A 13,057-nucleotide genomic window follows, 5' to 3' on the forward strand; every position below is an offset into this window, starting at 1 on the left:
TATGTGGGGCTGCCTTATTTTATGGTCTTATCAGAAGGATGGATCCATAACGGCTTCTTTCAGTTTTTCCAGGTCATTGGCATCAGGGTGAGACAATGCACAGTCAAAATTCTGGATCAATACATCAAGATTTGCCGGATGATCAGGATTTTCCGAAAATAGATATCACTGCCACCAAAGCCTGCAGTTCCAAACAGAAAAATCTGTTGATTGATAATGAGGCATATGCAAAGGAGATTTTAAAACAGACAAGTTATTATTCACTGATTGGTGGATATAAGGATATCTTTAAGAACCCAACCACTAAAAAATATAAGGATGGGACAAGGTTTGAAGATATTGTGGAACTGTATTATTTTGACGAATTGTTAAGACAGCTATTCTTAGAGAAGCTTGAAACACTGCAGGAGTGCAAAGATCTGGAATGGGAGCTTATGGAAAATGAGAATGTGTATCTGAAGCTGGTATGGGAAAAGGTCCAGTCGGAGCTTAAAGCAAAGAAAACGGAAATTGCCGGGGCAGAGCCGGAAGCGGAGAAGATGAAAACGGATGCGGATGTTCCTGATGCAGTGGCAGGATTTAAGGAAAGAACCAATGAAAAATTTCACAGAATAGACGGTCTGGGTCCGGCAGATATAGAAAGCCAGGTGCATGATTATGTAATGGATAAGATAAGAGACAACGGTCTTGATGCAGAGATAATCTATGTGGCAGTGACAGGAACCAGAAGCAGGGGAATAGAAAATAAAAACTCTGATATAGATGTGGCTGTGGAGTATAAAGCAGCATCAGGGAGGATGACTTCTTTGATATGCTTCATGAAGACGGCATGACAATAGCAGGAATAAAGCTGGACATCAACCCGATCACGGAAGGAAAGACAGGCACCATGGAAAACTATCTTCCGGCAGTGGAAAAGCATCTTGAGCATAAAGCAAGCGACAGGGAAAAGAAAAAATCAGTCCTTAAAGGCATAAAAGAAAAGTGTGCAGGTGCGAAAAAGTCAGAACCGGCAAAGAAGAAAATGAAGGACCACAGCAGCCCTTGCGTTATATTTTATACGGATATTACTGGAATTCAAAATAAAAATAACGACTATTACTGTTATTGAAAAAAAAAAAATTATCATGTATAATACAAGCATAGAAAACTAAGAAAAAAAACATTGAAAAGAAAAAATATGAATGTGAACAATGTGGCTATATTTATGAACCAGCAGTAGGCAATCTAAACATAGATATCGCTCCCAAAATTACATTTGAGGATATTCCAGAGCATTGGGTATGCCCAATCTATGGATTTGGAAAAGATGTTTTTGTTCCTTTAGAAGAGTAAGCAGAAAATTTAGATGTGAAACTGACAGACACAAAAAGAATCCAAGAGAAAATAAAAAAGAAATGGAGACCAGATTATGACTTATGATTTAAATATTACTTTCGATGACAATTTAATAACAGGAAATAAAACAATTGATACACAGCATAAAGAATTGATTGAACGTATCCAGAATTTTGTAACTGCATGTCAAAATGGCGACAGCAAGCTAAAAGCAATCAAAATGCTGGATTATCTGGATGAGTATACTAACTTTCATTTCAAAGAAGAGGAAAAGCTTCAGGAAAATGCTGGTTATCCAGAGTATGAAAAACATCACGAAAAACATGAAGAGTTTAAAAAGACAATTCAGGAACTGCAAGAATACCTTCAGGATTATGAAGGACCAACAGAACAGTTTAGTGAACTTGTACAGAAAAATGTAATCGATTGGCTATTTGGACACATTAAAACATATGACCGCTCTGTAGCAGAATTTATCTTTATGAGAGAGAATCCAGACCGATACTAAAATAAAACAGGGAAAGCTTTCCATCATGATTCAGACAAAGTGGCGAATGTTCCTATGATAGATAACACTTGAAAATACTATGTCAATGCTAATAAAATTACAAATGAACAAGAAGCCTATTTAACAGGAATAGTTGGAAATGATATTTTTCAATATATGTATATGCTATGGATATCATATACATATATTTATCATACAAATTCATGTAAAAATAATGCCCATATCTGTACAGGCTTATTACTCATTTGGTGATTTATTAGAAAATATTTTGCAAGTTTTTAACAGCTAAATTTATGTTTTCAAAATTGACAAAAATACAAACAGTTCGTAAAATAACACTTTTATGAACTGTTTTTTCATATTTACAGCATTCTATTTATATACGAATTTCACGTCAAATTAAAAGTGTACTGGTAAAGAAGCTTCTACAGCCATAAGTGTTACTATCTCTCAGAAGATATATTAATGAGAATTGGATAATATATAAAGCTCTTAAGAAGAAGCATGCACTGTTTTGTACAAAAAAGCATAAGTTAATGAGAAATAATAGTATTAAAAAAATAATTAGCAGGTGTATTATGATGTTAACAAGAAAATATGGAGGTATATAATGAAGGCGCATAAATACTGGTCACTTGGAGCTTTAGTTTCCATAATCGGAACTTTTTATACCGGATATAAAGGGTTAAGAGAAGCACACAAATACTTTGCGTTTGGCTCTCTGATATGCATGATTATGGCTATATATTCCGGTCATAAACTAATTGCTGGAAATAAAAAGACAATAAAACATACTGATTTTACGGAAGTGGAGGAATAATTGATGTTAGAGGTGGGAACAAAGGCACCGGATTTTGAATTACCGGATCAGAATGAAGAAATGCATAAGTTAAGTGATTATGCAGGTAAAAAAGTAATTTTATATTTTTATCCAAAAGATAATACAGCCGGATGCACTAAGCAGGCATGTGGCTTTTCAGAGAGATATCCTCAATTTACAGAAAAAGGAGCAGTTATTCTTGGGGTTAGCAAGGATTCTATAGCTTCTCACAAGAAATTTGAGGAAAAATACGGACTGGCATTTACTCTTTTAGCAGATCCGGAGCGCAAAGTCATTGAAGCATATGATGTATGGAAAGAAAAGAAAAACTATGGAAAAGTCTCTATGGGTGTGGTAAGAACAACGTATCTTATCAATGAACAGGGAGTTATCATTAAAGCCAATGATAAAGTCAAAGCAGCAAATGACCCTGAGAATATGCTTAAGGAATTAGATTAATGAAGATAATATTATCCCCTGCTAAAAAGATGATTACAGATACTGACAGCATAGCACCGGATGGATTGCCAGAATTTATTGATAAAACATTAGAGATACAAAGTTGGCTGAATTGTAAGTCCAAAGAAGAACTGAAGACTATCTGGAAATGCAGGCAAAGGTCGAAATAGGAGATGCAAAAAATCTGTATGAGTACTGGCATGATATGCTGTATCGTTCAGTAATTGATGAAAGCAGAATTATAATTAATCTTGCATCAAAGGAATATTCTAAATGTATAGAAAAGTATCTTACACCGAAGGATAAATATATTACAATTTCATTCTGCGAACAAGCTGGAAATAAACTGGTAACAAAAGGTACTTATTTAAACCTGATTTTTTGCATTTCTTTGAAAATAAAGGATAATATTAAATTTTTAAAATAGGAATGATTACTGTTTTACATTGACTAAAATACTATAATACTATATAGTAATTATGGTTAATTAATCCTAATTAATAAGAATAAATGGCTATTTAGAGAATACCATTTAAAATACATGGAGAAGATAAAGGGACGAAAATATGGATAGGAAAGCAATGTATAAGCTGAGTTATGGATTGTTTGTACTGACTGCAAGGGAAGACGAAAAAGACAATGGATGTATTATTAATACAGCTATACAGGCAGCTTCGGAACCAAACCAGTTAAGTATCTGTGTAAATAAGGCAAATTATACGCATGATATGATTCAAAGAACCGGAAAATTTACTGTATCAGTCTTAAGTCAGAAGGCACAATTTGAATTGTTCAAACATTTTGGCTTCCAATCAGGAAGAGATACCAATAAGTTTGAAGCATTTGAGCAGTGTGCCAGGGGCACGAATGGTATTTATTATATTACAGAAGGAACAAATGCATACATTTCTGTAACAGTTAATAAAACTGAAGATTTAGGTTCACATACAATGTTTATCGGGGAGATAACCGATATGGAAGTAATAAGTAATATTCCTTCAGCTACATATGATTATTACCAGAATAACATTAAGCCTAAGCCGGAGGAGGTTGGCAAAGCAGAGGATGGTCAGACAATATGGCGTTGCAGAATCTGTGGATACGAATATGTGGGAGAAGAACTGCCGGATGATTTTATATGTCCTTTATGTAAGCACCCAGCATCAGATTTTGAAAAAGTTGTAAAGAAAACGGAGGTAAAATAAATGGCAGATAACAAATACGCAGGAACACAGACAGAGAAAAATTTACAGGAGGCATTTGCCGGAGAATCCCAGGCAAGAAATAAATATACATATTTTGCATCTGTAGCATAGAAGGAAGGCTACGAGCAGATGTCAGCATTGTTTTTAAAGACTGCAGATAATGAGAAAGAACATGCAAAGATGTGGTTCAAGGAATTAGCAGGAATTGGTGATACAAAGGAAAACCTGGCGGCAGCGGCAGAAGGCGAAAATTATGAGTGGACAGATATGTATGATGGCTTTGCTAAAACAGCTGAGGAAGAAGTATATGCATATTGTAACCTGCATGGATTATGGAAATGCTAAAAGCATTTATACATATTAAGGTTAAAGAACAACACAAATATAACAGTAATATAGGCTGTGTATTAATATATTTACAAGGAGGAACAACGAATGAAATACGTATGTGATGTTTGCGGATGGGAATACGATGAGGAGAAGGGCTATCCAGAAGGTGGTATTGCACCTGGTACAAAGTGGGAGGATATTCCAGAAGATTTTGAATGTCCGTTATGCTTTGTAGGAAAAGACCAGTTCTCAGAAGCATAAATGTATTATGATAGGATTATACCAATGAAAGAAGAACTAAGAATAGATATTGTCGGACTTGCAGGAGCCTGTTCCTATGCTTTGGACTGTATAGAAGCAGAGTTGGTAAAAATCAAAAACAAGCATGGAAAAAGAGTGGCTTATATAAGTGTATGCATGGCTGAATATCTGGCAATTCAAGGTGATGCGTTACAAGATTTAGCTATGTGTGCCTTACTGCATGATAATGCTTTGACACAATATATTACGGAAGAGCTGGAAAGGAATTATGTTATTGACATTAAAAAAGATTTGTCCGTAAGAAAAACGAATCTTCATTGTATTTATGGTGAAAAAAATATTACTAAACTTCCTTTTAAAACAGATGTCTCAAATGTGATTTTGTATCATCATGAACATGCCGATGGAACTGGTCCTTTTCAAAAAAAGTGGAATGAAACCCCATTGCCTGCAAGAATTATTCATCTTGCAGATACCGTTGATATCATAGGAAATAGTATTAAATCTGATGATAATAGATGGGATTTTATATGTCAGTATCTTTCCCAAAAAAAGGATAGTCTATTTGATTCAGAATGTGTTAATGCTTTTCTTCATGTATTCACAAAAGAATCCTTTATGTGTTTAAGTGATGATTCTTTTGAAACGAAGCTATGGGAAATTATTCCAAGAGAAAAAATGGTTTTTGATTGGGAAATGTGTAAAAATGTTGCGGATTTCTTTGCAAAGATTGTAGATTATAAATCTTCTTTTACAAGCAGGCATTCTATAGGAGTAGCTGAAAAAGCCTCCCTGCTTGCCAAATATATGGGATATGATTCAATCACGGTACAGAAAATGTATTTGGCTGGTGCACTGCATGATATAGGAAAAATGGCGGTAGGCAATGAAATTCTGGAAAAACCGGATAAGCTTACGGATGATGAATTTTCTACAATGAAAAATCATGCTGGTTATACATACCTTATATTATCGGAGGTTAATGATTTTGAAGAAATACGAGATTGGGCGGCTTTCCATCATGAAAAATTAAATGGAAAAGGGTATCCTTTTGGAAAAACCGCTGATGAATTAAATGAGCAGGAACGTATGATGGCATGTGTTGATATTTATCAGGCTCTTACGGAAGACAGACCTTATAAAAAGGGATTGTCCCATGAAAAAACATGTGATATCCTTGATGACATGGCACATAAAGATTTTATTGATTCAGATATTTCAAAGACAATTAGAGAATGTTTTGGAAGAACCTGATGCCATATATGAAAACAGAGGGTGTTTCAGACAATAGTATTTTCAGTTATGTACTAGTATGACTCTTACGAGGGAACCACCGGCACGACATTCCAGATTACATCACGTTCGATCGGAGAGGTAACTGTAGAAAAAATTGGTAAAAGTGCTGTATTTTTCGGGGTGGATGGGTACAACATTTTGTGTGAAAAATAGAATAATAAAATTGTTCCCGAAATTTATTGACTTTGAGAAAAAAATTTGATATATCAGAATCGAACAAAAGAGAAAGGAAATAGCAAACTATGCCGTCAAAGAAAAATATGATGAAAAAGAACTTGGAAAATTTACATCTGAAGGAAAGGATAAACTATGGCTACAGAAAAGTCATTATTATGATGTTAGTCTCAGGTCTGTTTTCTATTGTGGTTATAGGTATGCTATTTGCCAATACGATGCATTATGTACAAAATGTTACTGTTGCAGACCGGGCGCTGAAAATCTGCAGGATAAATGTTAACTCATCAGCGAGAAATATCAGGGAAATGGCATTAAATAATGATACATCCTCTTATGACGGTTATGAGCAGACGGTAGAAGGACTGCTTGCAGAAGTTAATACCCAACTGAAAAATTTAAAGAACTCCGGAGTTATTCCGGATGCGGATTGTGAAGAATACGCATCTGCCCTTACAGACTGGGGAAACATTGGTTATTCCATCATGAAAGAAATCAAAAGCGGTGACAAGGATAAGGCAGTTGATTCAATTCTGAATGATTGTACCCCGGCATTAAATAAAGCCGTAAAAATTGCAACAAGATTAGATGAAATGACCGATGAGGTAAGCAGCCAGGCAGTCAGAATTACGGTTATTTCTGCAGTGGCAGGAATTGTGTGTATTATTATTTGTCTGGTTTTGGCATGGAAACTGGCAATAAAAACAGGCAAAAAAGTACTTGAGTCAATTTTAGTACCATTACGTGAAGTGGAAGCCGTTGCACAGGAATTAACAGATGGAAACCTGCACAGCACGCTGGACTACCATTCAGATGATGAGATTGGAATACTGGCACACAATATGCGCAAATCCATCCGCATTCTGGGAAGCTATGTAGATGATATTGGACGTTCAATGAAGATGTTTGCAGAAGGAAATTTTGATGTGCAGCCGGAAGTAGAGTGGAAAGGGGATTTCGTTGGAATTCTAAACTCCTTTATGTTGTTTGAAGAAAGCATGGCAGAGACAATAAAGGGAATCCAACATGTTTCAGATGAAGTTTCGGGTGCCGCAGATCAGGTAGCATCAAGTTCCAATGACCTTGCGGATGGAGCAACAAATCAGGCAGCAGTTGTAGAAGAACTGACCGCAACAGTCGCAGGTGTTTCTGAACAGGTAGGAAAAAATTCACAATCCGCAAAAGAAATCAGTGGAAGAGTAGACGAACTTGGAAATGCCATTCTGGAAAGCAATGGTAAAATGAGGGATATGGTTGATTCCATGAATGAGATCAACGGGGCATCAAAAGAGATTGACAAGATCATTGCAACAATCAATGAAATTGCGTCCCAGACGAATCTGCTTGCATTGAATGCTTCCATTGAGGCTGCAAGAGCAGGGGAGGCAGGAAAGGGATTTGCAGTGGTAGCGAATCAGGTAAATGTGCTGGCAGACCAGAGTGCCCAGGCAGCAAAGGAATCCGCAACATTGATTGAAACCTCTGTGAAAGCCGTGGAAAAAGGTATGGTGATTGCAGGGCAGACGGCATCACAATTGCAGGAGGTCGCTGAGAATTCCCAGATCATTACAAAAGAAGTCACAAATATTGCAGAAACGTTAGAGACACAGACAACAGAAATCCAACAGATTAATGATGGAATTGAACAGATCAATGATGTCGTACAGACGAATTCGGCAACATCTGAAGAATGTGCAGCAGCCGGTCAGGAGATGAGCAGTGAAGCAGAAAATCTGCGTGAAATGATCCAGAAATTTAAAGTTGCAGAAAATAAAAATTAAAAACGGTGCAAAAAATTATTGATGTTGAATTTACATATAAAGTTGTCGCAGGTAGGAACTATAATTTGACTTGTGACATATATAAATGCGGGAAAAGGATGCAATGAGAAAATGTGCGTTATTGGTTTTAAACTGATAACGCACATTTTAAATTATATGAATAGTAATATCATCGCAAAAAAGCATAAAAGTAGAAAAAGTTAAAAATATCGTGGATATAGTGCTAGAATTGTTGAAAAAAGTAAGTTAAAATACAGGAAAACAACAAGTGTAAAGGGGAAATTTTATGGAATATTCAGCAATTTTTCATGATATGGATAAAAGGTTTAGCTATGCAGTTGATAAGGATTTATTTGTGATACGCGTGCAGGTAAAAAAGGATGATATGAAGGAGGTAATCCTTCACTATGAGGACAAGTATATACCTATGGAGCGTAAGGATACCAGAAAGACAGTTCCGATGAAGAAGGTTGCTGTCTCACAGTTTCATGATTATTATGAAGCACAGATAAAGATGCATTTGATCTGTCTGCGTTACTTTTTCGAATTTACGGACACGCAGGGAGAAAAGGTATATTATGGAAATTATGAGTTTGATAAGGAATGCATTACAAACAGGGACAGAATGTTTGACTGTCCGCAGAACCTCCGGGAGGAAGAGATGTTTGAGGTGCCGGAGTGGGCAGCAAACAAGGTCGTGTATCAGATTTTCCCATCCCGTTTTGCAGCAACGGAGCCGGTAGACAAAGAACTGTGGTATAAAGCACCGATTACGCCTATGGATGATCTGCATGGAAATCTCAGGGGAATCATCGAACATATGGATGATATTCAGAATCTGGGAATCGATGTGCTGTATATGACACCTATCTTTCAATCAAATTCGTGCCATAAGTATGATACCACGGATTACTACCAGATAGACCCGTCCTTTGGAACAACAGAGGATCTCAAAGAGCTGGTACAAAAAGCGCATGAGCGTGGTATGAAGGTAGTCCTGGATGCGGTATACAATCATACGGGAAGAGAATTTTTTGCGTTTGCGGATATCCTGGAAAATGGTGAAAAATCCAAATACCGGGACTGGTATTTTATTGATGGATTCCCACTTAAAAGCGAATGGGGAGAGATCCCAAACTTCAAATGTTTTGGTTATTATGGCGGAATGCCAAAGTTAAACCTGAAAAATCCTGAAGTTGAAAAATACATTACGGATGTTGCATGCTACTGGATTAAGGAATGTGATATTGACGGATGGAGACTGGATGTAGGAGACGAAATCAGCCATTTCTTCTGGAAGAATTTCAGAAAGGCAGTAAAGGCAGTGAAGAAAGATATGCTGATCATTGGGGAAATCTGGCATTATGCAGGAGATTTCCTGGAGGGGGATGAATGGGATACGGTCATGAATTATCCATTTTACCTGAACCTGATCGATCTGCTTGCAGACGAAAAGATTACGGTCAGCCAGTTCGTACAAAATCTTGGATATTTGAAGGGTCGCTTAAACAAAAACTGCTATCCCCTTATGTGGAATCTGATTGACAGCCATGATACCGCAAGATTTTTACATCTGTGTAACGACAATAAGAAAAAGCAGCATCTGGCAGCCGCTTTTCAGTTGTTACTGCCGGGAATGCCGATGATTTATTATGGAGATGAGTATGCGATGCCGGGAGCAAACGATCCGGACTGCAGACGGGGCATGTATTGGGATGAAGAATACCAGGACAAAGAGATGTATGAATGGTACAAGCGGCTGATTCAGGTCCGGAAAAGCCATGCATGCATTGTAGAAGGCGAACTGGCTGGGATCGTCACAGAAGATGAGGAAGGGACAATTGTCCTGATCAGAAAAAATGGCGAAGAGACCATTGCCATGATTTTTAACTGCAGCAGCAGTGCAAAAAAATTTAATGAGTACACGCAGAAGTACAATCTGCTTACCGAAAACACCTTTGATGGAAATGTAGAGGGGTTTGATGCTGCGGTAATCGTGCTTTAAGAAGCCTTACGGCAGCTTCCGTTTATGCCATTCACAAGACAGGTGATGATAAGGAAAATTTCGTGATTGTTATCATGGGTGAGGGCTATACCCAGGAACAACAGGAACAATTTTTGAAGGATGCAACGGCAAAAGCACAGGGGCTGCTAAAGTGGTCCCCTTATAAAGAGTATTCCGACAGGATCAATATTTATGCAGTACAGACGGTGTCCAATGAAACTGGTGTGGGCGTGATGTATGGGGAGTCGAACCCGGACACATATTTTCATGTGCAGGCATTCGGAAAATCCTGCTATTTTGCAAAGGACGGGGAAGATAAAGCCAGGGCACTGAGGGCAGAGCTGGAGAGCAGATATCTGGATACCGGCGCAGCCGTTGGAACCATCCATATCATTTGTAATACGACTGCGAATATTGGTTCTTCTTCCAATGCACTCTTTTCTTTTTCGGCAAATTCGGATGAGAATGAGCAGGGGGATGTCATGACCCATGAAATTTCCCACAGCATCGGAAGATTAGGCGATGAATATGATAAAAAGATGCAGGGAGAAAATATTTCCGACACATCGGATCCGGATAAGATTAAATGGCATAAGATGCTTGGGTTCCGTGGAATCGGAATAACGGCAGCAGGAACAGAAACAGTATTTGCGCCGAGCCGCGTCTGCATGATGCGGGATCTTGGGAATCCTTTCTGTGAAGTGTGTAAAATGGAACTGGCGCGGAGATTAAATAACCGTGATTATGTCAGCAGGCAGGCATCTGTTTATGTGTGCGATCCTGAAATTACAATTCCGCATAGCAGGACAGGAACACTTGACAGGGATAGTGACCAATACCGGATCGATGAGACAAATATCACAAAAGCAAATGGAAAGGATCTGGAATTCCGTACAGTCGTACAAAATATGGTGGATGCCAAACAGCATTTGAAGATTACTTTCCGCATTATTGGAGCAGACCATACAGTCAAATATGAAAAAGAAGAAACATATACCGTTCCGCCACACAGTAACTGGTATGATCCGGATGCTGCCAGAGAGTCCCTTTCTGTCACACTTCCTGCGGTAACTGGTCTGGTTTCCGGGGACAGACTGGAAGGAAAGATCATAGATGAGGACACTGGGAAAATTCTGGCTGACAATCAGACGGCAGGACAGGCGTGGAGTACCGTAACCATTCGTTATATGCTGCAAAACGAAGACGGGACCGAAACAACAGTGCCTGATACGGCACCCGCGACAGTATATGTACCAAAGAATTCTGCGTATACGTTAAGAAGTCCGGATTTATATGGATATACATGTGTAGGAAACAGTGCAAATCAGGGAGAAATAAACATCACAGAGGATCGCCAGGAGATCACTTATTATTACCGGAAAAACAGTGAGATGCCGGAAATACAAACCGTACCTGTCCGCGTAACTTATGATGGAAAACCCCATACATTTGATATCAAACAGGAAGATGGTGTACAAATCAGTTACAGTTTGACAGAAAACGGATCGTATACACAAACGGAGATGCCATTTTACACAGAAGCAGGCCAGTATAAGATTTATTTTAAAGCGGAAAAGGCATCTTTTATTCCAACATACGGGGAGGCTGTTTTGGAAATCGAAAAGGCTTCCACCAGCATGCAGCTGACTGCAAAAACCGATACGGTCAAAGGTGCGGGGACAGTAGAATTACAGCTTTGCAGACAGGGGATTCCGGAAGATGCCGGGATAAAAGTAACCTGTGATGTTTCCGGGATCACATTAGAAGAAAAGGGAACGGATCACTGGATGGCAACGCTTCCGAATGAAACGAAAACATATACGTTCACCGCATGTTATAATGGGAATGGCAACTATACAGGAAGTAAGGCAGATTGTCAGGTCCGTGTAACGGCAGATCATTCCCAGACCGGGGGCGGTTCTGGTGGAAGTTCCGGCGGAATATCCGGAGGCGGTTCAAGTGGAGGTTCTGGCGGAAGTTCTGGTGGAAGTTCCGGAGGCAGTTCCGGCGGAGGTTCCGGTGAAAATGCCGGTGGAAGCACGGACGGATCATCTGGCAATGTTTCACCGGATTCCGGCACATTACCGGCACCGGATCATGCAAAAGAAGAACCAGGGAATGTGACACCGCCACCCGCAGCAGATACGTCCGTTTCTGTTAAGGATATTAATGTCAAAGCAAAATCTGCAGTTAAAAATAATACGGTCAAAGTGAAGAATATTGCAGCAGTTTTGAAAAAAGAAATTACAAAGGCAGAAAAAGAACAGGGTGGCAGGATAAAAGACCTGTCTGTTGAAATAACTTTTGATACAGGAAAAGCTAAAAACTGGAAGAATCTGCATCTTGAAATGGACGGGCAGGCGGTAAATTTACTTGTCAAAAAGAATGTAAAAGAATGGAAGGTCAATGGTGGCAATGTAAATCTTACCTTTGATTCGAAGGCATTAAAAGAATTAAAGAAAGAGATGAATACAGCTGTGGTTATCAAAATGAAACAGGCTGACAAGAAAAATCTTTCTGCCAGGGCAGGGAAAATTATTGGAAAACGTCCGGTTTATGATTTTTCCGTCACAGGAATAAAGAAAAAGCAGTCGTCTGTCCTGAAAAAGGGACGGATCAGGGTCGCTGTTTCCTATAATGCTTCAAAAAAGGAAAAAGACAAAAAGATTTTTGCATATAAAATTGATAAACACGGTGCAGCAGTTAAGATACCGGGATCTTATTATGATTCCGATACAAAGACCGTTAACTTTGTAAGCCGTGGGTTTTTCACAGTTGCAGTAGGCTGTGAAAAGTGACCTCAATAGTATTTTGAGATTCCCGCGTGAGGGGGAAAGTCAATTACAAACAGAATAAATTACAGCAGTGAAAGTGACGATA

The 13,057-nt window shown here is 38.5% G+C and carries 12 protein-coding genes and 3 pseudogenes; 14 read left to right on the forward strand and 1 reads right to left on the reverse strand.

What is annotated here, in order from left to right; translation table 11 throughout:
- Positions 1-30: 30 nt before the first annotated feature.
- Positions 31-212 (reverse strand): annotated as a pseudogene (locus tag M72_RS18070) (flavodoxin family protein BilS); the annotation flags it as partial.
- On the opposite strand from M72_RS18070, the gene M72_RS05895 reads away from it, so the two are divergent.
- The 14 genes and pseudogenes from M72_RS05895 (at position 207) to M72_RS05955 (ending at position 12,975) form a co-directional block, all read left to right on the forward strand.
- A complete protein-coding gene (locus M72_RS05895) occupies positions 207-833 on the forward strand; it encodes an Abi family protein (protein WP_334291967.1) in 627 nt (208 codons plus the stop codon). The pseudogene M72_RS18070 and the gene M72_RS05895 sit on opposite strands and share 6 nt — an antisense overlap.
- The gene (locus M72_RS05900) at positions 812-1,111 is read left to right on the forward strand and encodes a hypothetical protein (protein WP_055067543.1); all 300 of its coding nucleotides are present in this window, start codon (positions 812-814) and stop codon (positions 1,109-1,111) included. The genes M72_RS05895 and M72_RS05900 overlap by 22 nt, the downstream gene beginning before the upstream one ends.
- A 53-nt stretch (positions 1,112-1,164) precedes the next feature.
- Entirely contained in the window at positions 1,165-1,335 is a 171-nt protein-coding gene (locus tag M72_RS16310) for a rubredoxin (RefSeq protein WP_082413808.1), read from the forward strand.
- 76 nt (positions 1,336-1,411) lie between these two features.
- Positions 1,412-1,846: a bacteriohemerythrin gene (locus M72_RS05905; protein WP_012742076.1), complete on the forward strand. Its 435-nt coding sequence runs from the start codon at positions 1,412-1,414 to the stop codon at positions 1,844-1,846.
- 610 nt (positions 1,847-2,456) lie between these two features.
- Positions 2,457-2,666 carry a DUF6219 family protein gene (locus M72_RS05910; RefSeq protein ID WP_055067544.1) on the forward strand — a complete coding sequence of 70 codons (210 nt, stop codon included), beginning with the start codon at positions 2,457-2,459 and terminating at the stop codon, positions 2,664-2,666.
- Positions 2,667-2,669: 3 nt separating this feature from the next.
- The gene (gene bcp / locus M72_RS05915) at positions 2,670-3,125 is read left to right on the forward strand and encodes a thioredoxin-dependent thiol peroxidase (protein WP_055067545.1); all 456 of its coding nucleotides are present in this window, start codon (positions 2,670-2,672) and stop codon (positions 3,123-3,125) included.
- Positions 3,125-3,501, forward strand: a pseudogene (yaaA, locus tag M72_RS18075) (peroxide stress protein YaaA); the annotation flags it as partial. The gene bcp and the pseudogene yaaA, both read left to right, overlap by 1 nt.
- 190 nt (positions 3,502-3,691) lie before the next feature.
- Positions 3,692-4,330, forward strand: a complete 639-nt coding sequence (locus M72_RS05925; protein ID WP_055067547.1) for a flavin reductase — start codon at positions 3,692-3,694, stop codon at positions 4,328-4,330.
- Positions 4,331-4,633, forward strand: a pseudogene (locus tag M72_RS18080) (rubrerythrin family protein); the annotation flags it as partial.
- 132 nt (positions 4,634-4,765) lie between these two features.
- The gene (locus tag M72_RS05935) at positions 4,766-4,921 is read left to right on the forward strand and encodes a rubredoxin (RefSeq protein WP_055067548.1); all 156 of its coding nucleotides are present in this window, start codon (positions 4,766-4,768) and stop codon (positions 4,919-4,921) included.
- Positions 4,922-6,175, forward strand: a complete 1,254-nt coding sequence (locus M72_RS05940) for an HD-GYP domain-containing protein (protein ID WP_171029222.1) — start codon at positions 4,922-4,924, stop codon at positions 6,173-6,175. It begins immediately after the preceding gene.
- Positions 6,176-6,459: 284 nt separating this feature from the next.
- Positions 6,460-8,172 carry a methyl-accepting chemotaxis protein gene (locus tag M72_RS05945; protein ID WP_055067550.1) on the forward strand — a complete coding sequence of 571 codons (1,713 nt, stop codon included), beginning with the start codon at positions 6,460-6,462 and terminating at the stop codon, positions 8,170-8,172.
- A gap of 286 nt (positions 8,173-8,458) precedes the next feature.
- Positions 8,459-10,177 carry a glycoside hydrolase family 13 protein gene (locus M72_RS05950; protein ID WP_055067551.1) on the forward strand — a complete coding sequence of 573 codons (1,719 nt, stop codon included), beginning with the start codon at positions 8,459-8,461 and terminating at the stop codon, positions 10,175-10,177.
- 29 nt (positions 10,178-10,206) lie between these two features.
- A complete protein-coding gene (locus M72_RS05955) occupies positions 10,207-12,975 on the forward strand; it encodes a M64 family metallopeptidase (RefSeq protein ID WP_222149853.1) in 2,769 nt (922 codons plus the stop codon).
- Positions 12,976-13,057 lie beyond the last annotated feature (82 nt).

The sequence above is a fragment of the Roseburia faecis genome, from assembly GCF_001406815.1.
GTDB lineage: Bacteria > Bacillota > Clostridia > Lachnospirales > Lachnospiraceae > Roseburia > Roseburia faecis.